This window comes from Microbacterium gorillae (assembly GCF_000826185.2).
In the GTDB taxonomy this organism is placed as follows: Bacteria; Actinomycetota; Actinomycetes; order Actinomycetales; family Microbacteriaceae; genus Microbacterium; species Microbacterium gorillae.
This window is the reverse complement of sequence record NZ_LN648875.1, coordinates 594736-616268: the sequence shown is the minus strand read 5'-3', so window position 1 is coordinate 616268 and position 21533 is coordinate 594736. Positions and strand designations below refer to the sequence as shown.

18 protein-coding genes are annotated in these 21533 nt (G+C 70.8%); 12 read left to right on the top strand and 6 right to left on the bottom strand.

What is annotated here, in order from left to right:
* Positions 1-139: 139 nt before the first annotated feature.
* Positions 140-1201, top strand: coding sequence for a cytochrome b/b6 domain-containing protein (locus BN1193_RS12400; RefSeq protein WP_230206497.1), 1062 nt, complete (start codon positions 140-142; stop codon positions 1199-1201).
* Between the two features lie 21 nt (positions 1202-1222).
* On the opposite strand, the gene cofE is transcribed toward BN1193_RS12400, so the two are convergent.
* Positions 1223-1972, bottom strand: a complete 750-nt coding sequence (cofE, locus tag BN1193_RS12395; RefSeq protein ID WP_040166742.1) for a coenzyme F420-0:L-glutamate ligase — start codon at positions 1970-1972, stop codon at positions 1223-1225.
* The gene (locus BN1193_RS12390; RefSeq protein WP_040166740.1) at positions 1972-2478 is read right to left on the bottom strand and encodes a GNAT family N-acetyltransferase; all 507 of its coding nucleotides are present in this window, start codon (positions 2476-2478) and stop codon (positions 1972-1974) included. The genes cofE and BN1193_RS12390 overlap by 1 nt, the downstream gene beginning before the upstream one ends.
* A gap of 75 nt (positions 2479-2553) precedes the next feature.
* Here BN1193_RS12390 and BN1193_RS12385 point away from each other — a divergent pair, with 75 nt between their 5' ends.
* Positions 2554-3114 carry a thioesterase family protein gene (locus tag BN1193_RS12385; RefSeq protein WP_040166738.1) on the top strand — a complete coding sequence of 187 codons (561 nt, stop codon included), beginning with the start codon at positions 2554-2556 and terminating at the stop codon, positions 3112-3114.
* A 3-nt stretch (positions 3115-3117) separates the two neighbouring features.
* Here BN1193_RS12385 and BN1193_RS12380 read toward each other — a convergent pair whose 3' ends face one another.
* Positions 3118-5574: a helix-turn-helix transcriptional regulator gene (locus BN1193_RS12380; protein ID WP_040166736.1), complete on the bottom strand. Its 2457-nt coding sequence runs from the start codon at positions 5572-5574 to the stop codon at positions 3118-3120.
* 510 nt (positions 5575-6084) lie between these two features.
* A complete protein-coding gene (locus BN1193_RS12375) occupies positions 6085-7143 on the bottom strand; it encodes an ATP-dependent DNA ligase (protein ID WP_040166734.1) in 1059 nt (352 codons plus the stop codon).
* Here BN1193_RS12375 and BN1193_RS12370 point away from each other — a divergent pair.
* From BN1193_RS12370 to BN1193_RS12335, 8 genes are all read left to right on the top strand, one after another.
* Positions 7118-7576 carry a YchJ family protein gene (locus BN1193_RS12370; RefSeq protein WP_326845053.1) on the top strand — a complete coding sequence of 153 codons (459 nt, stop codon included), beginning with the start codon at positions 7118-7120 and terminating at the stop codon, positions 7574-7576. The two genes, BN1193_RS12375 and BN1193_RS12370, sit on opposite strands and share 26 nt — an antisense overlap.
* 28 nt (positions 7577-7604) lie before the next feature.
* Positions 7605-8066 carry a hypothetical protein gene (locus tag BN1193_RS12365; protein WP_040166730.1) on the top strand — a complete coding sequence of 154 codons (462 nt, stop codon included), beginning with the start codon at positions 7605-7607 and terminating at the stop codon, positions 8064-8066.
* A gap of 138 nt (positions 8067-8204) precedes the next feature.
* On the top strand, positions 8205-10985 hold the full coding sequence (locus tag BN1193_RS12360; protein ID WP_040166727.1) for a hypothetical protein: 2781 nt from the start codon (positions 8205-8207) through the stop codon (positions 10983-10985).
* On the top strand, positions 10982-13633 hold the full coding sequence (locus tag BN1193_RS12355) for an FtsX-like permease family protein (RefSeq protein ID WP_040166725.1): 2652 nt from the start codon (positions 10982-10984) through the stop codon (positions 13631-13633). The genes BN1193_RS12360 and BN1193_RS12355 overlap by 4 nt, the downstream gene beginning before the upstream one ends.
* A gap of 16 nt (positions 13634-13649) precedes the next feature.
* A complete protein-coding gene (locus tag BN1193_RS12350; protein WP_052460716.1) occupies positions 13650-14636 on the top strand; it encodes an ABC transporter ATP-binding protein in 987 nt (328 codons plus the stop codon).
* Entirely contained in the window at positions 14633-15325 is a 693-nt protein-coding gene (locus tag BN1193_RS12345; RefSeq protein ID WP_040166723.1) for an ABC transporter ATP-binding protein, read from the top strand. The genes BN1193_RS12350 and BN1193_RS12345 overlap by 4 nt, the downstream gene beginning before the upstream one ends.
* Before the next feature lie 42 nt (positions 15326-15367).
* Entirely contained in the window at positions 15368-16255 is an 888-nt protein-coding gene (gene trhO, locus BN1193_RS12340) for an oxygen-dependent tRNA uridine(34) hydroxylase TrhO (RefSeq protein WP_040166721.1), read from the top strand.
* A gap of 45 nt (positions 16256-16300) precedes the next feature.
* Positions 16301-17401, top strand: a complete 1101-nt coding sequence (locus BN1193_RS12335) for an FAD-dependent oxidoreductase (RefSeq protein WP_040167015.1) — start codon at positions 16301-16303, stop codon at positions 17399-17401.
* A gap of 1 nt (position 17402) precedes the next feature.
* On the opposite strand, the gene BN1193_RS12330 is transcribed toward BN1193_RS12335, so the two are convergent.
* Complete coding sequence (locus BN1193_RS12330; protein ID WP_141396685.1) at positions 17403-18476, bottom strand: class I SAM-dependent methyltransferase; 1074 nt, start codon at positions 18474-18476, stop codon at positions 17403-17405.
* A 186-nt stretch (positions 18477-18662) separates the two neighbouring features.
* On the opposite strand from BN1193_RS12330, the gene BN1193_RS12325 reads away from it, so the two are divergent.
* On the top strand, positions 18663-20057 hold the full coding sequence (locus tag BN1193_RS12325) for a GntP family permease (protein WP_040166718.1): 1395 nt from the start codon (positions 18663-18665) through the stop codon (positions 20055-20057).
* Between the two features lie 26 nt (positions 20058-20083).
* Positions 20084-20647 carry a gluconokinase gene (locus BN1193_RS12320; protein ID WP_040166716.1) on the top strand — a complete coding sequence of 188 codons (564 nt, stop codon included), beginning with the start codon at positions 20084-20086 and terminating at the stop codon, positions 20645-20647.
* Between the two features lie 9 nt (positions 20648-20656).
* Here the strand turns inward: BN1193_RS12320 and BN1193_RS12315 are convergent, their stop codons facing one another.
* Entirely contained in the window at positions 20657-21520 is an 864-nt protein-coding gene (locus BN1193_RS12315; RefSeq protein ID WP_141396684.1) for a hypothetical protein, read from the bottom strand.
* Between the last annotated feature and the right edge of the window lie 13 nt (positions 21521-21533).

Genomic DNA, 21533 nt, shown 5'->3' with positions numbered 1-21533 from the left:
GGGGGGGGCCACCCCAAACCCGCGCGCGGGGGGGCGGGGCGGTGGGCGGGCCTGGCGGGGGGGGGGGGGTGGGGACCCGTGGCCGCCCGCCGGCACCACGGCACTCGTGGCCGTCCCCGCCGAACCCGAGGCTCCTGCGGTGACCGGCGAGCCGGTGGCCGCCACCGAGACCCCCGCCGCCGTCGTGGCTCCGGTCGCCCCTGGTCGGGACGTCTCCGTTCCCCTCGCCGCACCGACCACGGTGTGGGCGGGCAAGAACGCCAACGTGCACCCGGTCGCGGTTGAGCCCCGTCGCTACGGACCGCTCACCGCCGGGCAATGGGTCGGCGCCGTCATCGTGGGCGGCATCGGACTGCTGTTCGCGGCGGCCATGGTCGTCTTCTTCATGCGCTGGATCGTTTCGCTCGACGGTGTGCGCTCCTTCATGCACACCTACCCGGGCGAATACGATCTGCCGGCTTCGTCCACTCCGGGCTTCCCGCTGTGGGCCCAGTGGCAGCACTACCTGAACATCTTCATGATGGCGCTGATCATTCGCACCGGGTGGCTCGTGCGCACGCAGGCGCGTCCGGAGGCCTTCTGGAGCGCGCGCTGGACGAAGGATGACAAGAAGAAGATCAGCATCATGCTCTGGCTGCACCAGAGCGTGGACATCTTCTGGTTCCTCAACGGCATCATCTTCGTGGTGCTGCTGTTCGCGTCCGGCCACTGGATGCGGGTCGTCCCGACCAGCTGGGAGGTCTTCCCGAACGCGCTCACGGCGCTGATGAAGTACATCTCGCTGGACTGGCCGACCGAGCACGGTTGGGTCAACTACAACAGCCTGCAGCAGATCATGTACTTCCTCACGATCTTCATCGCGGCTCCGCTCGCGGCGATCACCGGCGTGCGGATGAGCGGACTGTGGCCGAAGAACGCGAAGACGCTGAACAAGATCTACCCGGTGGAGGTCGCGCGCGCGATCCACTTCCCGGTGATGCTCTACTTCGTCGTCTTCATCGTCATCCACGTGTTCCTGGTCTTCTCGACCGGAGCACTGCGGAACCTGAACCACATGTTCGGCAACAGTGACAACGTCAACTGGGTCGGGTTCTGGTTCTTCTTCGCCGGGATGGTGGTGGTCGTGGCCGCCCTGGCTGCGGTCCGGCCGCTGGTGCTGGCACCGATCGCCAAGCTCACCGGCAAGGTCTCCCAGCGCTGATCGCCTGGCCTCCCTCGTGAGTCAGGGGGAGGCGGAGGCCTGGCCGGCGGCGAAGGCCTCGTCGGCGCCGAGGTGGAACATGTCTCGCTCGGCGGGACGGACGATCGAGCGCGCGCCGGGGAGGTCGAGGTCGCCGACCAGGTCTCCACGGCCGCGGACGACGGCGACGGGTCGGCGGGTGGCCTTGCCCTTGACGAGGTCGGCCGCCCCGCACAGCTCGTCGGCGACGCAGGGCTGGGTCACGGCGAGGGGACGGCCTTCGGCATCCGTGGTGCCGCGCAGGTCCTCGAAGACGTGGACGCCGCCGGCGCCGATGGCATGGTCGGTCTGGCCCTCGCGCCAGGCGCGGCCGAGCGTGTCCGAGATGAGGACGCCGATGCGGGCGCCGGTGGACGCACGCAGGCCGGCGGCGAGGGCGCGCGCGGACGCGTCCGGATCCACCGGGAGCAGCAGCACGGTGCCATGCGGAACGTTCGAGGCGTCCACTCCGGCGGCAGCGGAGACGATACCGAGCCGGTTCTCCACGATGCGGGTGACGTGACCGCTGGGAGAGGTCCGGGAGGCCACCAGGCGCACCGTCTCGGCGGTGATGGCGTCCTCGCGGTCCGTCGCCGCCAGGAAGCGCCCTTCGGCCTTGGAAACGATCTTCGAGGTCACCACGACGATGTCGCCGTCCTGCAGAGCGCCCGCGAGTGCGGTGATGAGGACGGCGACGAGGTCGTCGCCGGAGCGGATCTCGGCGATCCCGTCCGGCGCGAAGACGCTGAGCATCAGCGGGAGAAGCGCACCTCGGTGACGATCTCACCGAGGAAGGGTTCCTCCTGCTTGGCGCCGTCCAACGTGAATCCGTTGCGGTCGTAGAAGCGGTGGGCTCGCGGGTTGTCCTCGTTCACCCAGAGGTAGCAGGGCTGACCGGCGGGGACGACGGAGTCGAACAGGCGCTGTCCGATGCCGTGGCCCTGGTACTCCTGCAGCAGGTAGATGAAGATCAGCTCGCGCTCGGCGGGCGGGTTCTCATCCCGGGCGGGGCCGGATCCGGCGAAGCCGATGATCTGGCCGTCCACGAGGGCGGCGTTGCGCACGAATTCGGGGCCCTGCTCGGCCCAGCCGGACCACAGCTCGGCGAGGCGCCGCACGGAGATGTTCTCCAGGACAGCCGTGCTGATGACGCTGTCGTAGGTCTCGTGCCAGCACTTCGCGTGCACGCGGCCGAGGGCCTCCGCATCGCTGACGCGGACGGGACGGACGACGATCTCTGATGCGCTCTGGTCTCCCATGGCCAGACTCTAACCGTCCGCGCGGGCAGGACGAAATCGGCCGACTCATGGTGCGGTGCAGTAGCGTTTCGTCGCGTGAATCTCATCTGGCGGACACTGCTCACGATGCTCCGCGCTCGACTCCGTGTCCGTCGGGACGGGCGGTTGGCGCCGACCGCCGTCTCCCGCGTCCGCCTGACCACGCTGCCGACGGATCTCGACATCCTCCGGCACATGAACAACGGCCGGTACCTGTCGCTGGTCGACCTCGGCCGATGGGATCTGCTGGTGCGCACCGGGGTCCTCGGGGCCATGCGAGCGCAGGGGTGGCACGCCGTCGTCTCCAGCGAGACGGTCACGTTCCGGAAGTCCCTGACGCTGTGGCAGCGCTTCGACGTCGAGTCCCGCCTGATCGGGCACGATGACAAGGCGGTGTACCTCGAGCACCGGATCCTGGTCGCCGGTGACATGTACGCCCGGATCATCGTGCGGGCGCGGTTCGTGCGTCGCAGTGGGGGAACGGTGCCACACGACGAGCTGTTCGCCGCCCTGGGCCGCCCCGACGAACTCCCGGAGATCGCCGACTGGGTCGAGGACTGGGCACGGGCCTCGGCGCTGCCGCCGCGCCGAGTGCCCGCACCCAGCGACTGGGACTGATCGCTAGTCGTCCTCCACGTGCGCGAGCAGCGTCATCGGCAGGGCGTCCCGGGTGACGGACAGCTTGCGCATCGCACGGTACAGGTGCGATTCGACGGTTCGGACCGACAGGAACAGCTGTCGCGCGATCTCCCGATTGCGCAGACCGCCGGCGGCGAGCATCGCGACCTCTCGCTCGCGCGCCGTGAGGGTCTGCTGCGTCGCCTGCCGCGCCCGCAGCAGCGAGCGCACGTGCCGTTGCTTCAGCCGTACGGCTCGCTCCTCCGCGGCGTCGCCGACCACGAGGGGGCTGAGCGCGTCCAGCGCGCGCTGCGCGTGCTCGGGCAACCCGCGGGAGACGAACACCTCGGATGCGCGGCGCAGCGCGCCGGCGTCGTGGTGCCGCACGCCCGTGACGTAGTCCTCGAAGGCGGCGGGACCGGACCCCGGGATCGGCTCCGGCACTCCGGGATCGCTCGCCGGCGCGGCGGTGCCGTCGATCGAGGCCACGTAGCGCCGCACGACGCGTCCGAGGGGGGAATCGCCGAGCGCGTCTGCCCCGTCGCTGAGCGCGTCCGGGCCGTACTGCGCGTCCTCGGTCAGAACGTGTCCGGCGGTGAGGGCGAACGTGACGAATCGTCCGGTCAGCAGCGGGATCGGTGTGACCTGCGGTTCGCCGGAGAACCGGTGCAGGGCCCACTGCGACAGCTCGGTCTGCCGCTTGCGGCGGAGGAAGCGCCGCAGCCCGGCGAGCTCGGCGTGATCCCCGCGTGCGGCGGATGCGAACATCCGACACACCACCAGGCTCACGACGCCGGCCGGGTCGGCGAAGCGCAGCGCGTCGGCGAGCAGATCCTCGATCAGCGTGCGGAGCTGTTCCGGCGGCTCCAGGCCGATCGCGACGTAACTGAGCGCGAGCACGAGCAGGGCGTCGTTCGCCTGCCGACGAGACAGGTCACCGTCCATGGCGGTGACGTGGGTCAGCGAGCGGATCAGCGCGATGAGGCGGTCGGTCGACTCGGTCAGGGACCGGCCGTCCAACGCCAGCGCGTGCACCGCGCTCAGGACGCTGAGTGCGCGCAAACGGGCGACATCGCCCGCGGACGGGTCCGCGGCGATTCCCGCGGCGAGAGCGGCGGCATCCTCCTCGTCACCGTCCTCCAGCAGCTCGGCCGCCCGCAGCGTCTCGGCGAGGGCGCGCACGCGCGGCGCGAGTGCGGCCGGCACCCGGCCCTCGATGCGATCCAGCAGGTCGGCGGCACCGGGTGCGGTCGTGGTGAGCGGCAACTGCAGGCAGTGCGCCCAGAGGAAGAGATCCTCACCGGAGACCGCGGGCGAGAGGTCGGCGACGTACTGCGCGAAACGATCCAGATCGTCCGGCTCGTTCCGCGCGATCATGCGCACCGAGCTGTCGTTGAGATCGGGGTGCGTGGTCATGATGCGGCGGGCGAGCGCGGCCGCCGCTTCGGTCTCTCCGCGTCGGCGCGCGAACCACATGGCGTTGGTCGTCACCATCAGCTGCGTCTTCTCGGAGATCATCTCGCGCAGATGCGCGTCCGTCGCCAGAGCGTCCGCGGCGATCATCAGCTCCGCCTCCGAGCACGACGCATCGACGTCGACGGACGCGCACACGTCCGCGATGATCTCCCGTGTGGGTCCGCTGAGGTCCGTCGACTCCTTCTGCAGGCGCAGGGCGGTCTGCAGCGGTGGCGCGATGCACAGGCGGCCGCCGATGTCGCTGATCACGTGGGATTCGGCGAGCAGGCCGAGTTCGACCCGGTCGAACGAACGCATGAGGCGGGAGAAGCGGATGCCCACCAGGGGAACCAACTGCCCGGCGAGCGCCTGCAACGGGGCGGGCAGGGCGGCGACGATGTCAGAGGCGGCCACGATCGTGCGCCGCGAGAAGCGCGCGAGCGTCCCCTCCTCCTCGGCCGCCTCATCGGCGTCGTGGACCAGCAGGACGGCCAGTCGCGGGAATCCCGCACTGGTCGCCCACACCCAGGTGCGATCGGCGGAGCTGGGTTCCGCGCGCAGCCCGCCGCGCCGGAGCTGTTCATCGACCAGCAGGCCGTTCTGAGCGGCCGTCAGCGGACGAAGCGGGATGACGGTGGCGTCGGTGACGAGCGTCTCGTGCAGGTGCTCGACGGATGAGGAGAAGGGCCGTGGGGGGCGGCGGGTGAGCAGGAATCGGACCGGGCCGAGCGATTGCGCTTCACGCAGTCGCGCGACCTGCGCGGGGGTCATCGTCTCGAGGTCATCGAGAACGAGAACGCCGGTCTGGAGGTCCGTGGGGGAGAGGTCGGCGGCGGACACGACCGTGAAGCCGTGCGCTCGCGCGGACGCGGCGGCGGCGAGGCGGATGCTGGTCTTGCCCATACCGCCGTCACCTTCGACGACGACGTCCCGGCCGGTGAGGACCTGGGACAGTGCGCTGTCCAGCTCCTCGGCGCGGCCGAGCAGTTGGGGGGCCGCAGGCAANCTTCACGCAGTCGCGCGACCTGCGCGGGGGTCATCGTCTCGAGGTCATCGAGAACGAGAACGCCGGTCTGGAGGTCCGTGGGGGAGAGGTCGGCGGCGGACACGACCGTGAAGCCGTGCGCTCGCGCGGACGCGGCGGCGGCGAGGCGGATGCTGGTCTTGCCCATACCGCCGTCACCTTCGACGACGACGTCCCGGCCGGTGAGGACCTGGGACAGTGCGCTGTCCAGCTCCTCGGCGCGGCCGAGCAGTTGGGGGGCCGAAGGCAACGGGGCCGTTGCGGGGCGGTGGGGGAGTGGTTCTCGATTGGACATGTTGCGTCGAATGTATTTCGACGGCGAAGCGCCGGTCGGAGTGATCCGAGGAATGTACGTATCACCTGGGGGGATTCGGTGATGCTGGGGATTCCGACAGTAGACCGATTGTGATCTACGCGCTAGCAGGCCGGGGTTCCCTGCACAGATCGACGTATGGCCCAGACCCAACTTCCGTAGTGCGGTTTTCGGACCCTCACTCGTGTCGGGGGCCGTCCAGAACGTCGTCCACGTCGTAGGCCACGGGACGCTCCAGCTGCTCCAGGCGGCAGGAGTCCGGCGTCCGATCGGGCCGCCATCGCTCGAACTGCACGGTGTGGCGGAAGCGTGCTCCCTCGAGCTGGTCGTAGCGCACCTCCAGGACGCGCTCCGGACGCAGCGGGACGAAAGTGGTGTCCCGTCCGGCCGAGAAGCGAGAACGCTCTCCCGCAGCGGTGGCGACGGATCCGTCGGCATCCCGCTCCACCAGGGGCTCCAGCTCCGTGACGAGCTCCCGCCGTCGGACATCGGTGAACGCGGACACCCCGCCGACCTGGCGCAGCACGCCGTCCGCGCCGAACAGCCCGACCAGCAGGGATCCGACGCCGGTTCCGGACTTGTGCACCCGGTACCCGATCGCCACCACGTCCGCCGTTCGCGCGTGCTTGATCTTGAGCATCGTGCGTTTGCCGGGCTCGTAGACCGCATCGCGGGGCTTGGCCACCACACCGTCCAGCCCTGCTCCCTCGAAGCGTTCGAGCCAGGTCGAGGCCAGCGCCGGGTCGGTGGTGGTGCGGGTCAGTCGGATCGGCGCCGGGACGTCGGCCAGCAGGCGTTCCAGCCGTGCGCGACGCTCGTGGAACGGGTGCGCGAGGAGATCCTCGTCGCCCTCCCGCACCAGGTCGAAGGCGATGATCAGCGCCGGTGTCTCGGCGGCGAGGAGCGTCACGCGAGAGGCCGCGGGGTGGATCCGCGCGGACAGTGCCTCCCAGTCCAGCCGTCGCCGACCGTCGGCTTGCACGGGCACGACGATCTCGCCGTCGATCACGCATGGGCGAGGCAGAATCTCGGCCAGGGCGGCCGTCAGTTCGGGAAAGTAGCGAGTGAGGGGTTTCGCGCCCCGCGATCCGAGCTCGACGCTCGAACCGTCCCACGACGCGAGGACGCGGAAGCCGTCCCACTTCGGCTCGAAGCTCAGCCCACCGGGATACTTCGCCGGGTCCGGGATCGTGGGCACCGATTTCGCGAGCATGGGCGCCGGCAGGTCGTGGCTCATGGGTCCATCCTGCCCCGGCGGCGGGGAGAATGGTGGGGTGAGGACGCCGCCGCCGAATGCCCCCTGCCCCTGCCAGTCCGGGCGGAGCTACGGGACGTGCTGCGGGCCCTTCCTCTCCGGCGCCGCGGTGCCGGAGACTCCCGAGGAGCTGATGCGCTCGCGGTACACGGCGTTCGCGGTCGATGACGTCGACCACCTGCGCGCCACGTGGCATCCCGGAACGGTTCCGGAGGTTCTGGAGCCCGACCCGGACACCCGATGGCTCGGGCTGACGATCGTGGACGCGCCTCTTCCGGCTCCGGATGCCCGCCGCGGCGTGGTGGAGTTCGAGGCTCGCCATCGATCCGGCGCGGAAACCGAGACGCTGCACGAGCGCAGCCGCTTCGTGCGCCAGAGCGGGCGCTGGTGGTACCTCGACGGCGTGCACTCCTGAGCCGCAGCGCGCTCGGTAGCATCGGAGGGTGTTCACGCCCCCGGAATCGCCCGTCGTCGTTCGCGGCAGCGCGGCCGGTCCCCTCTCCGCGTACCTTCTCGCCGTGCTGGCGTGGGGGATCGTGCTGTGGGGTGTGGGCCGGTCGAACCTGATCGGTGGTGCCGTGGTGCTCGGAATCGGCGTGCTCGCGGGCGCGATCGCGGTGTGGTTCGCGACGGGGGCAGCGGTCGAGCTCGACCCGAACCAGGTCGTCGTGCGTCGTCGCCTCCGGCCGGTGTGGCGATCGTCGCTCGGGAACCTCACGCACGTGGTGGAGAACATCCCGGCACGGCCGCGGATGCCGTCCCTGGCGGGGTGGACGTTCCGGACCCGGGATGGCGAGACGGCCCAGCTGGAGCTGGCGCTGTTCGCCCCGGCCGACCGCCGACGCCTCCGCCGGTTGTTCGACGACCTCGTCGTGGACGCGGACGCCGGGCTCCGGCGGCGCTGAGATCGCTCTCCACCGGGCACCGAATCGTCCCGGGGGTGCGGGTCGAAAAAAAATCCTCGAAGAGCCGGACACCGGCCTGATCTGCGGGTAATGTGCCAGGGGGTCAGCGGCAGGGGGCCGCGGCGACGAGGGAGATGCATGGCTTTCACGCTCCGCCGAGCGCGCACGCATCTCGGCCGGCTGGTCGCCATCGCCATCGTCGGGCTGCTCGCCGTGCTCTCCATCGGACTCGGTGAGGCGATCACCGACAGCGGACTCGATCGGGGCGCCGCGCTGATTCTGGACAGAGCCGCACCGGAAGCGCAGACCCTCAGCGTGCAGATCCTTCGCGTCCCCGGGGCGGAGAAGCAGGCGCAGGCCGTCGAGGACGCCATCCACCACGCCACCTCCGGAGCCGAGGTGTCGATCGTCGAGCAGACCTTCACGCAGGAACCATCCGGGTCGCACACGGTTGTTCTGCTCTCCGACGCCGACATCTCCCAGCGAGCCGCTCTGGACGCCGGTGCGTGGCCGACCGCGGCCGGCGAAGTGGCACCGACCACCGCCGCGCTGAACGCCTTGGGCGCGCATATCGGCGACGAGATCCCGATCGGTCCGGTGTCCGCACGCATCGTCGGGTCCTGGACTCCGACGGACCCGGCCTCGTGGGAGTGGTCGTCCACTCCGGGGGTGGGCGGCACCGTCGACGCGATCGGTCCGCTCGTGATCACCGACGCGGACATGGCGAAGATGGACTCCACGCCGCAGACCCGCTGGAACATTCGCCCCACGCGCTTCGACACGGCCGCGGTCACCGCCGACCAGCGCATGATCGAGGAGCTGCGCGGCATTCCGGACAGCGCCGACCCGCAGCGTCAGGTCTCGGCCGCGATCGAGGTCGGAATCGCGGCGACCGCGGCGCGCATCGTGGCCGCGACCGCGACGGCTCGGGGTGTCCTCCTGGTTCCGCAGGTCGTCGTGGTCGTGCTGGCGGCGCTCGTGATCGGCCTCCTCGTCGCGGGCATGTCCCGTGCCCGCCAGGACGAACTCGTGCTGATGCGCGCGCGCGGCGCGGCCGGCGGTGAGCTGGGCCGCCACGCGGCCGTCGAATCCGCCCTCGCCGTCCTGGTCGGGGGAGTCGTCGCATGCGCCGTCATCCTCGCCACCGGGGGAGACGTCCTCGTGGGGGCGGCGATCGGCGTCCTCCTGGCCGCGGTCGCGGCGAGCGTCGCCGTCGTCGCGACGCTGCGCGATTCGGCGCAGATCGCGCGCCGCCGCGCCGACAGCGGCCTCCTCGTCGCCGGCGCCCTCGTCCTGCCGTTCCTGCTGGCAGCCGGCGTGGCCGGACTCGCCCTGGCGCAGCTGTTCAGCGACGGGTCCTTCGTCGTGGGCGGACGTTTCGACGTCCTCGCGGCGTCCGCTCCCGCGCTCGCCCTCGTGGCGGGATCGTTCGCGGCTCCGCTGCTGGCGGGCCCGGCGGCCGCGCTCGCTGAGCGGCTCGCGCGTCGCGGGCGCGGGGTCATCCCGGTGCTGCCGCTGCGTCAGCTCGCCCGACATTCGCAGGTCGTGGCTCGCGGGCGCGGGATCATCCCGGTGCTGCCGCTGCGTCAGCTCGCCCGACATTCGCAGGTCGTGGCCTCCGCCGTACTCTGCCTCTCCCTCGGCGTCGGCAGCGTCGTGCTCGGAGCGGGGCTGCTGACCGGGGTCAGCGCGGCGATCGGCGCCGCCGTCCACACCCGGCTCGGGACGGACGTGCGGGTCCTCTTCCCCGGTACCGACAGCGCCACCACGAAAGCGGTCGTGGGCGTGGACGCGGTCGCCGGACTGCCCGGGATCACCGGGGCCGCTCCGGTTCTCGTGCAGCCGGCCAGCGCGGGCGAGGAGAAAGCCGGTTTCATCGCGCGCGCGGGCACGGCGCTGCCGGGTGCCCTGCGGGCCGCAAAGGCCCCGGGGCCGACGAGCGGATCGACCATCACGGTCTCCGGAGACAAACCGGATCCCGTCCGCTCCTACGATGAGATGGGCAACCCGATCCTGGATCCGACGATCCCGCCCCCGCTGATCGAAGTCACCCCCTGGTTCATGACCGACGCGGGCGTCGTGACGCGCGGCGCGGTCACGCAGGTGCGCATCGATGGCACGACCCACGAGATCACCGTCCCCGTTGCGACCGGCGAGCACTTCGTCGCGTACGACCTCATTCAGGGCGCCGGCGCATCGGACTGGGCCAAGGTGCCGTTCGAAGTCGCGTCTTCGCTGAAGGCGTCGACGGAAGGACGAGTCGCACTGGGCTCCGAGACGCCCAGCGTCCGCATCGTCGCCGGCGACGCCGGGCCCGTTCCGGCGGTCGTGACCACCGCCTTCGCCGAACGGCTCGGCCTCAAACGCGGCAGCGACATCACCGTGCAGCTCTCGCGATCATCCACCACCGCGAAACTCACCGTGGCCGCGGTCGTGCCGTCGGTCCCCGGCGCCGGGGACCCGTCCGCGATCGGGGTCGACCTGGTCTCCCTCGAGCTGTCCGTGCTGCATGACGGCGCAATACCTCCCGCGGCGCGCGAGGTCTGGGCGTCGGCTGCGGCACCGGACGAGCTCGCCCCCGCCGTGCGTGCGGCCGTTCGCAGCACGGGTGCGACGGTACTGACCCCGCAGGCGGTCAGTGACGCCCCGATCCTGGACGCGGCGAACCTCGCGATCGTCTCCGGTATCGGCGTCGCGGCCGTCCTGGCGGTGGTCGGCTTCATCACGGTGTCCGCCGGCGGCTCTCGGCCGGATGAGACTCTGCCGCTGCGCGCGGTCGGGCTCACGAGGTCGCGCCAGCGGCGGGTGCGCGCGGTCGAAGTCCTGGTGACGGGAGTGTTCGCCGTGATCATCGGCATCATCGTCGGCGTCATCGTCGCCGCCTTCATCGTCCCCGTGATCGAGGGGGTGCTGGTGTGAGCCGTCCCGGAACCGCCACCGTGCTGCTGCGCACCGTCGCGACGGCCCCGCTGCTGTCCGCGTTCATCGTGCTCGTGGTCGCCGTCCTCTCCCTCGTCGGTGCGGCGGCACCGGTGTATCTCGAGCAGGCCCGGACCGCGACCGTGCGCGCGGCGGTCGACGACGTCACCACCATGGCCGCTGATCCCACGGCGTCGGTGGTCGGTGCGCCGACGGACGGCACCGGGTGGAACGGAGTGACTGGCCAGCTGGCCGCCCTGCGCGCCGCCGCCCCTGCGCCGTTGCAGGGTGTGCTGGGCAAGGGCACCTACCGGCTCACGCTGCCCCCCGCCCAGGCGCCCGGCATCGCCGGCACGCCGAAGAACTGGATCAGCCTGGCGATCGATCCGGACGTCGGGAAGCTGGCGCGCTACACCTCCGGATCCGCGCCGGGGGTGTATACCGACAAAGACAAGGGTTGGCAGATCGCGTTGTCCGCGGTCGCGGCGAAGGACCTGAAATGGCCCGTCGGAGAGACGCGCCGGATCACGTTGAATGTGACGACGATCCCGGTCACCCTGACCGGCACGTTCGAGCCGATCGACCCCGACGCGGACGCCTGGGCGCACCGCTCGGCGCTGCTCGTGCCCGGTCAGCAGGTCAGCCCGAGCGGGGACATCACGCTGACCGCTGACGCGGTGCTGCCCGAAGAGCTCCTGTCCGAGGTCTCCGACTTCGCCGACGTGACGCGCGTCACGGCGTGGTTCCCGTTGAACGTCCACGCCATCACCGCCGACAACGCGGCCCGGCTCGCTCAGCAACTGCGTGTCTTCGCCGCGAATCCGCAACTGATCGGCGTGACCTTCGCACACTCGTACGGCGTCCCGGCGGCGTTCAACTCGGCGGTCCCTGTGGCCATCGACGCGGGCGCGTCCCGAGCGGCGGCGATGGTCGCCGTGCTCGCCACGATCGCCGTCGGTCCGTTCGCCGTGGCATTCGTGGCGCTCTCGCTGGCGGGGCGGATGCTGTCCGAACGCCGCGCGCCGATCGTCCGACTCATGCGCGCACGCGGGGCTGCGCCCTGGTGGGTGCTGACTCTGATCGCGGTTGAGGGGCTCGTTCTCGGTGCGATCGGCGCGGCCGTCGGGGCCGGCGTCGCGGCCGCGATCGCCGGATGGGGTGGCGTCGGTGCCCTCGTGCCGCCCGCCGTCTTCGCCCTGGTCCCGATGATCGTGCTGCCGGCGATGTCCTGGAGCTCCGCCGAAGAACGTGAGCGCCGTGACCTCGGTCTGGCCACACCCACCGCGAAGTGGCGGCGCATCGCGATCGAACTCGTCGTGCTCGCGCTGACCGGCGGACTCATCGCCCTCGTGCTCACCCGCGGCACCGCGGTCGCCGGTGTTGATCCGCAGCTCACCGTCCTGCCGCTCGCGCTCGCGGCCGTGGGCACGGTCTTCGCGCTGCGGGTGCTGCCGCTGGTCGTGTCCGCCGCAGAACGGCGTGGCGTCCGTGCGCGGGGGCTCGTGCCGTTGCTGGGGCCGGCGCGCGCCCGCCGAGACCCCGCAGTCCGGGTCGCCCCGGTGCTCGCCGTCGTCGTCGGTGTCGCGGTCGCGATGTTCGCCGTCGCGTTCTCCACCACCGTCACACGCGGCATCGAGGTGGGCGCCCGCACGACGGTGGGGGCGGATCTGCAGATCTCCGCGCCCTACATCCGCGCCGAGGACGCGGCGAGCCTGGCCCACATCGACGGTGTGGCCGCCGCTGCGGTCCTGGAGCTCGATGAGCAGACCGAGGTCACCGGCAACGGCGGCCGGACGCGCGTTCACATCTATGCCATCGACGCCGCCGCCATGGCGGCGGTGCAGCAGGCGGACCCGGATTCCGCGCTGCCGTGGCAGGCGCTGCGGGATGCCTCCGGCGACAAGGTGCCGGTGATCGCCTCCACGGCGATCAGCGATCGCGTGGGGAAGGACACCGCCGTGAACGGCACGGCCGTGAACGTCGCGGCCGTCGCCGGCCCGCGGTCGCCGTTCGGTTCGGCGGAGAAGTGGGTGATCGTCGATGCCTCCCATATCGGCGACCTGGTGCGCACCCCGATCGCGCCGGTGCGCGTCTTCGCCGCTCTCGCCCCGAACGCGAACGCCTCCGCCGTCGTGGAGCACGTGCGCCAGACGCTCTCCGGCGCCACCATCGAGGTCCCCGATGACATCGCGAAGCGCTATGCCGGGGACCCCGCGCTCGCGGCCGTGCGCACCGGGATCGTGGCGGCGCTGGTGATCGTCGCGGTCCTGCTGGGCGCATCGGTGGCGATGACGCTGGTGCTCGGCGCGCGCTCCCGCGGGCGACTGGTCGCCCTGCTGCGCACCATCGGTTACCCGCGCGGACGGGAACTGCCGCTGGTGCTCTGGGAGACCGCGCCGGCACTGCTGATCGCGCTGCCGTTCGGCATCGCCGCCGGCATCGGGATGTCCTATCTTGTGACCGGGGCGCTGGATCTGTCCGGCTTCATCGGGACGGAATCGCAACCAACCGTGATTCTCGGCGGATGGTGGCAGGCGGTGATCGTCGTCGGCTTCATCGTCGTGGCGGCGGTGTCGGTGGCGCTGGCCGCCGTGGTCGCGACCCGCGTGTCGTCGGTCACCGTGATCCGAGCGGGAGATGAGTCATGACCGGAAGGAACGGCGTATGAGTGCGACCGACATCCACTGTGAAGGACTGGTGCGCATCTTCACCGCCCAGGGCGTGGAGGTGCAAGCGCTGCAGGGACTGGACCTGCGCGTCGATGCCGGCGAGATGGTGGCGCTCGTGGGCGCGTCCGGATCCGGCAAGTCGACGCTGCTCGGGATCCTCGCGGGACTCGACACGCCCACCGCGGGCGCCGCGAGTGTCGACGGACACGACCTCACCACGATGGGCGCGAAGGAGCGTCTCGGCTATCGACGACAGAGCGTCGGTTTCGTCTGGCAGCAGTCCGGTCGCAACCTGCTGCCCTACCTCACCGCCCGCGAGAACATCGCGATGGCGCACGCCGTCGCGCGGGTCGTGCCGCCGCGCGAGCGCGGTCCGATCGGCGATGACCTGCTGAAGATGCTGTCCGTGGATCATGTCGCCGACCATCGGCCGTCGCAGCTGTCCGGCGGACAGAAGCAGCGCGTCGCGATCGCGGTGGCCCTCGCGAACTCACCACGCGTCCTGCTGGCCGACGAACCCACCGGCGAACTGGATGAGACCACCAGCGCCGAGGTGCTCGGCGCCATGGAGCTGGCCAACAAGGAGCGGGGCGTCACCACCCTGATCGTCACGCATGACTCGGGCGTCGCCGAGCACGTGGACCGCACCGTCCGCATCCGGGACGGGCGGACGGCGACCGAGACGCTGCGCAGCACACTCACGCACGCGGACGGCACCACCGTGCGGACCGCTCAGGAGTATGCGGTGCTGGACCGCGCCGGACGCCTGCAGCTCCCGGCGGAGTTCGTCGGTGCCCTGAACCTGCGCGAGCGCGTCCGGTTGGCACTCGAGCCCGATCATGTCGAGGTCCGGCCGGGGCACGCCGGGGCCCCGACGCCGGATGCCGTTCCGGTTCCCGCCGTCCCGGTTCCGGATGCCCCCGCTGCGCCCTTGACGCGGGCCGAGGCCCGTCGTCGTCTTGAGGAAGGAGGCGGCCGATGACCGCCGTTCTCGCCGCCCGTCAGGTCACCCGGTCATTCTCCCTGCCCTCCGGGGACGTGCACGCCGTGCGCGGCGTGGATCTGGAGGTCGACGCCGGGGAGCTCGTCGTGATCCGCGGCCGGTCCGGGTCGGGCAAGACGACGCTGCTGACGATGTTCGGCGGCCTCGATCGCCCGACCAGCGGCACGATCGAGGTGGACGGCGTGGATCTGGCCGCACCGCAGACGGACCTGGACGCCCTGCTCGGCGCGCGGATCGCTTCGATCTTCCAGACCTCGGGTCTCATCCCCGTCCTCAGCGCCGCCGAGAACATCGAGGTGCCCCTCCGCATCCGCCGGATGGATCCACGCGAGCGCGATGCGCGCGTGGTGAGCGCGTTGGAAGCCGTGGGCCTCGCCGGCCACGCGAACCAGCGTCCCGCGGAGCTCTCCGGTGGTCAGCAGCAGCGCGTGGGGATCGCGCGCGCACTGGTGATGGACCCGGGGCTGCTCCTGGCCGACGAACCCACGGGGCAGCTGGACAGCGAGACCGGGGTGCAGATCATGGACCTGATCGCGGACCTGGTCCACCGGCGCGGCACGGCCGCTGTGGTGGCCACCCACGACCCGGCGATGGCCGCACGCGCCGACCGTGTGCTGGACATGCACGACGGGGTGCTCAAGACCGCGGACCTCTCCCTCGCCCCCTGACGGAGCGACGAGTGTCCAGGCGAGCCCGCGTACGCTGGATCGGTGCCCGCGAAGATCCTGCTCTACTACCAGTTCACGCCGATCACCGACCCCGACGCGGTCCGGCTGTGGCAGCGGGATCTGTGCGAGGGGCTCGGACTGCGCGGCCGCATCCTGCTGTCCAAGGACGGCATCAACGGTACGGTCGGCGGCGACATGGCGGCGGTGAAGAAGTACGTCCGCAAGACCAAGGAGTTCGCGCCGTTCCGGAACATCGAGTTCAAGTGGTCCGAGGGAACCGGCCTGGATGAGCAGGGTCAGAGCCTCGATTTTCCGCGGCTGAGCGTCAAGGTCCGCGACGAGATCGTCTCGTTCGGTGCGCCGGGTGAACTGCGCGTGGACGAGTCCGGCGTCGTCGGCGGCGGTACGCACCTGACGCCCGGAGCGCTGCACAAGCTGGTCGATGACCGGGGCGACGACGTCGTCTTCTTCGACGGTCGCAACGCGTTCGAGGCGGAGATCGGCAAGTTCCGCGACGCGATCGTGCCGGACGTGGAGACCACGCACGACTTCATCGCGGAGATCGAGTCGGGCAAGTACGACCATCTCAAGAACAAACCCGTCGTCACCTACTGCACCGGCGGGATCCGGTGCGAGGTGCTGTCCAGCCTGATGACCGCGCGCGGCTTCGGTGAGGTCTACCAGCTCGACGGCGGCATCGTCCGCTACGGCGAGAGCTTCGGCAACACCGGCCTGTGGGAGGGCTCGCTGTACGTCTTCGACGGCCGTGAGTCCATCGAGTTCGGTCACGACGCCGCCGTCATCGGCCGCTGCGCCTCCTGCGACGCTCCGGAATCCCGCATGGTCAACTGTGCCGACGACACCTGCCGCAATCGCGTCGTCCTGTGCGCCGCCTGCGGCGACACCGCCACCTGCGCCCGCCACGCATGACGTATTCAGCGGAATGGACCCGGGTCGCGGAGCGTTGAGATGAGCATGAGCCCGGAGAACGTCGACGTCGTCGTGATCGGTGCGGGTCAGGCCGGGCTCAGCGCCGCGTACCACCTGCGTCGGCGCGGGTACACGCCGCCCGAGGAGCGGGGCGAGCGAACCTTCGTCGTGCTGGACGCGGACGCAGAACCGGGCGGGGCCTGGCAGCACCGCTGGGCCTCACTGCACATGGCGACGGTCAACGGCATCCACGAGCTGCCCGGCTTCCCGGTCCCCCCGGCGGACCCGAACGCGCAGGCGCGGGACGTGCTGCCGCGGTATTTCGCGGCGTACGAGGACCGCTTCGACCTGCGCGTGCGTCGCCCGGTCCGGGTGCAGGCGGTCCGGCGCGTGGACGCGGATCCGCAGGGGCGACTCCTCGTCGAGACCGACCACGGCAGCTGGTCGACGCGCTACGTCATCAACGCGACCGGCACCTGGACGCAACCGTACTGGCCGTACGTCGCAGGGCGGGAGAGCTTCGACGGGGTCCAGCTCCACACGCACGACTACGTCTCTCGTGACGCGTTCGCCGGAAAGCGCGTCGTCATCGTCGGCGGCGGAGTGTCCGCGACGCAGTTGCTGAACGAGATCGCCGACGTCGCGGCGGACGTCTTCTGGGTCACGCGCCGGGAGCCGGACTGGCAGCGCGGCGAGTGGACCACTGCGTCGCGCATCGAGGCGCTGGACGGTGTGGAGCAGCGGGTGCGCGAGGGGCTGCCGCCGGGCAGTGTCATCTCCGTCACCGGTGATCGTTGGACGCCGTGGGTGCAGAGCGCACAGGAGAAGGGTGTGCTGGTGCATCACCCGATGTTCACTTCCATCGAGCCGGATGGCGTGCGGATGCCGGACGGCACCCTGCACGCCGCCGACGTCATCCTCTGGGCGACCGGATTCCGGCCGGCCATCGCCCACCTCGCCCCGCTCGGCCTGCGGACGCCCGCGGGTGGGCTCCGGGTCGAGAACGGTCGCTCGATCGACGAGCCCCGGTTGTTCCTGATCGGCTACGGACCCAGTCAGTCCACGATCGGCGCGAATCGTGCGGGCCGCGACGCCGTCCGAGCGATCGCCCGCGACGAGGCCGCGGAGCCGGTCCCCGTCGGCTGACTCAGCGCGCGATCGATCGCGTGACGGTGAACTTCGGCGTCCGCGACAGCTGTTCGGTCGGTCCGACGATCCGCTCCAGGGCCGCGCGATGACGCAGGTGCGAGTTGAAGACGGTGATCAAGGCGCCGCCCCGGCGGAGCACCCGCGCGGCGCCGCGGAACAGGTGCTCGGCCATGTCGTCCACCACGGCGTGGCCGTCGTGGAACGGCGGGTTCAGCAGCACGAGGTCCACGGTTCCGTCCGGGACGGATGCCGCCGCGTCCTCCTGACGCACGTCGACGTTCACCCGGGCCGCGACGCCCGACGCGGTGGCCGACGCCGCCGCCGCCCAGGAGCGATCGGTCGCGATGACCTGCGCATCCGGGAGGCGGCGGGCGAGCGCCGTGGCCAGCACACCGGTGCCGGTACCGAGATCGAGCGCGGTCGCGCCGGCGCCGGTCCCGAGATCCGCGGTGCGCAGAGCCGCATCCAGGGTGTCCAGGAGCGCGCGGGTGCCGATGTCCAGGCGCGGCCCGGCGAACGCGGCCCCGTGGGCGTACACGGCGAAGTCCACTCCGGCGACCTCGGCGTGCCGAGGGTACGAGGCGGCCCCGCCACCACGGGGACCGGACGCGACGAGGGCGCGTGACTTGAAGCGTCCCCGGGTGGCGTGCACCGCGTCGAAGTGCCGTTCCACGGTGGCGTTCATCGAGTGCGTCATGTGCTTGTCCCGCGCGGCGCCGAGGAGGAACACCTCGGGGTGCGCGTGCGCCGCGACCAACGCGGTGATCTCGTCCAGCTCGGCGAGCGCCTTGGGCAGGGTGAGCACGACCAGACGCGCATCGGCGACCAGTTCCGCTCCGAGGGGGAACCGACGCGCCCCCTCCGCGGCGACGTTCGGCGGCGTGAGGTCGTCGAACGTCCGAATCTCCGGTGCGGCGAGGCCGGACATCCCGGCGCTCAGCAGGCCGGGGCCACCGATCACCACGAGCGGACCGGGCACACGCGCGATCGCGTCCTCGTCCGCTGCGCCGAGCGCGACCCGCGCCTCGAGCATCGCCAGCCGTTCGTCCCCGCTGCTCGTCTCTGACCTCACCTCCCCATGTTTCCACGCGTGAGGCCCTCCGTCGTCCCCGTGGAGGTCATCGCTCCCGGATGGGTTCGGGAGCGGCGCGGAGCGAAGGCCCTGAGCGGCGCGATGCGCAAGGGGGGTGACAGCGTCGCCACCCGGCTATAACCTGCCGCACAGGCGCGGCGGGGAAGCCGCGTGGTGGGAGGAAGCATGATCGCCCAGACGCTCATCGTCCGTGCGGCCGACATCGCTCATCCGGACGTCCCGGGATGGCGGTTGGTCATCGCCGCACTCATCGGATTCGCGATCATCATCGCGCTGATCACATGGCTGAAACTCCATCCGTTCCTGGCCCTGACGATCGGTGCGATCTCGGTGGGCCTGATGGCGGGGCTGAACCCGGCCGATACCGTGACGAGCTTCTCGAACGGGTTCGGCGCCACGATGGGATCGGTCGGCGTGCTCGTCGCCCTCGGCGCGATGTTCGGCAAGATCCTCGCCGATTCCGGCGGAGCGGACCGGATCGTCGACACTCTGGTCAGCCGCGCGTCGCCACGGGCCCTGCCGTGGGTGATGGCACTGGTCGGCTCGATCATCGGCCTGCCGATGTTCTTCGAGATCGGCCTCGTGCTGCTGATGCCGGTGATCATCCTCGTCGCCCGCCGCTCCGGCCAGCCGCTGATGAAGATCGCGATGCCGGCGATCGCGGGACTGTCCACCATGCACGCCCTCGTGCCACCGCACCCCGGTCCGCTGACCGCCATCGGTCAGCTGAACGCCAACCTCGGGCTGACCCTGCTGTTCGGCGTCATCGTCGCGATCCCGACCGTGATCATCGCCGGACCCCTGTTCGCCGGACTGGCCGCGAAGTGGGCGCCGGTTCCGGTACCGGACCTGTTCGCCACCGGTGACCCGGAGCAGCAGAAGGGACGGACGCGTCCGAGCTTCGGCGCCACCATGACCTGCGTGCTGTTGCCGGTCGTGCTGATGATGGCCAAGGCGATCGCGGACATCTTCGAGCCGAAGTCGATGTCGGCGTGGAAGCTCGTGCTCGACTTCCTCGGCACGCCCATGATCGCCCTGCTCCTCACCGTGATCATCGGCATGGTCGTCCTCGGACGGGGCGGTCGGATGGGCCGTGACGGGATCATGGGTTCGGTCGAGAGCGGGCTGCCGCCGATCGCCGGCATCATCCTGATCGTCGGTGCCGGCGGCGGGTTCAAGCAGGTGCTGATCGACACCGGCATCGGCGACGTGATCACCGGCCTGGTCGCCCAGAGCGGCGTGTCGGTTCTGCTCATCGGCTGGTTCGTCGCCGCTCTGGTCCGCGTGGCCACGGGTTCGGCGACGGTCGCGATCGTGACCGCCTCGGGCATCATGGCGCAGTCCGCGGCGGGGCTCTCGCCGACGCACACCGCCCTGCTCGTGCTCGCGGTCGGGTCCGGATCGGTCTTCCTCTCGCACGTGAATGACGCCGGTTTCTGGCTCGTCAAGCAGTACCTCGGCACGACGATCGGTCAGACGTTCAAGACCTGGACGGTCGTGGAGTGTCTGATCTCGGTGGTCGGCCTTGCCGGGGTGATGGCGTTGAGTCTGGTTGTGTAGCCCATGACGACGAAACGGAGTGGACGATGACGGACGACGTGCGCGCGGGCACACCCCCGCTGGTGCTGGTGGTCATGGGGGTGTCAGGTTCGGGCAAATCCACGGTGGCGGGGATTCTGGCCGGAAAGCTCAGTTGGGACCTCGCGGAGGGCGATGACCTGCACCCGCCGGCGAATGTGGCCAAGATGCATTCCGGCACGCCCCTGACCGATGAGGACCGGTGGCCCTGGTTGGAGAAGGTGGGGGCATGGATCCGCGAGCACGTCGCGACGAAGACGCCGGGCATCATCACGTGCTCGGCGCTCAAGCGCGTCTACCGGGACATGCTCGGGGGTCCGGGCGTCGTCTTCGTGCACCTCGCGGGCTCCCGCGAGAGCATCGACGAGCGGCTGGGCAAGCGGCTGAACCACTTCATGCCGGAGAGCCTGCTCGGCTCCCAGTTCGCGACGCTCGAGGATCTGGAGCCTGATGAGGACGGCATCGTCATCGACATCGGCGGCACTCCGCGCGAGGAGGCGAATGAGATCATCCGCCGTCTGCGGCTGACGCCCTCGGACGCCACCGCCACGCTGCGGACCCTGCCGCACTGACGCGGGGCGTCAGCCTTTCGCCGGACCGTCCGTCGGCGCGGCTTCGGGATGATCCGCGTCGCCGTCGGCGGCGCGCCGGTTGTTCTCGGCGGCGGAGGCCGGGAACCACTTCTCGGCTCCGGCGGCCGGACGCTGCGTGCGCACCACGATCACCACCGCGACGACACCGATCGGGATGAGCACCCAGCCCAAGACCCGCATCCAGCCCCAGCCGTACTGCCCGCCGAAGATGATCATCGCCGGACAGAGGAAGGTCAGCAGGATGATGATCGACAGGGCTCGGATGGCCGCGGTGTTGGCCTTGGCCGCACTCTCGCCGGTGTCGTAGGCGTTCGCCTCCATCGCCACGCGCGGCTTGAGGAACGCCAGCAGGGGGAGGACGATGACCACGGCGATGCCGAGTCCGATGAGCATCGCCATGATGAGGTTCGAGATCGGCCCGAGCGCGAGCAGGAACGTCGCGGGCGTCCCGTCCTGCGTGTTGAACAGGTAGGCGCCTTCGGCGACCATCCGCGTGGCGACGCCGGGGACGAGCAGCAGCACGACCCCCGTGACGAAGATGGCGAGCGTCGGCAGCAGCGGCGCGGTGATCGAGCGGATGATCGCGGCTATCACCGGATTCGGAAGGGTCTCCTTCGCGACCAGCGGCTCCAGGACGAGCCACGCGGTGGGCAGCACCGCAGCCCCGCCGAACACCATGGGCGGCCACCCGAGAACGTCGTCGGGGTCGTCGATCCCGACGAGCACCGCAACGACCCAGGCCGCGACCGCGATCGCGGTCAGCACCACGGAGACGGGTGTGACGAAGTTCCGCCACAGCAACCGACGCTGGTGCGCCATCAGCGCCTGTTCCTCGTCCCCCGAAGCACTCATGGCGCGAGCTTAC

Coding starts and splice junctions, on each gene's coding strand:
- BN1193_RS12375 (WP_040166734.1), bottom strand. CDS start 7,143: ATGAGCCACGACCTGCCGGCGCCCATGCTCGCGAAATCGGTGCCCACG.
- BN1193_RS12335 (WP_040167015.1), top strand. CDS start 16,301: ATGAGCCCGGAGAACGTCGACGTCGTCGTGATCGGTGCGGGTCAGGCC.
- BN1193_RS12315 (WP_141396684.1), bottom strand. CDS start 21,520: ATGAGTGCTTCGGGGGACGAGGAACAGGCGCTGATGGCGCACCAGCGT.
- BN1193_RS12390 (WP_040166740.1), bottom strand. CDS start 2,478: ATGGGAGACCAGAGCGCATCAGAGATCGTCGTCCGTCCCGTCCGCGTC.
- BN1193_RS12370 (WP_326845053.1), top strand. CDS start 7,118: ATGGGCGCCGGCAGGTCGTGGCTCATGGGTCCATCCTGCCCCGGCGGC.
- BN1193_RS12345 (WP_040166723.1), top strand. CDS start 14,633: ATGACCGCCGTTCTCGCCGCCCGTCAGGTCACCCGGTCATTCTCCCTG.
- BN1193_RS12325 (WP_040166718.1), top strand. CDS start 18,663: ATGATCGCCCAGACGCTCATCGTCCGTGCGGCCGACATCGCTCATCCG.
- BN1193_RS12350 (WP_052460716.1), top strand. CDS start 13,650: ATGAGTGCGACCGACATCCACTGTGAAGGACTGGTGCGCATCTTCACC.
- BN1193_RS12360 (WP_040166727.1), top strand. CDS start 8,205: ATGGCTTTCACGCTCCGCCGAGCGCGCACGCATCTCGGCCGGCTGGTC.
- BN1193_RS12320 (WP_040166716.1), top strand. CDS start 20,084: ATGACGGACGACGTGCGCGCGGGCACACCCCCGCTGGTGCTGGTGGTC.
- cofE (WP_040166742.1), bottom strand. CDS start 1,972: ATGCTCAGCGTCTTCGCGCCGGACGGGATCGCCGAGATCCGCTCCGGC.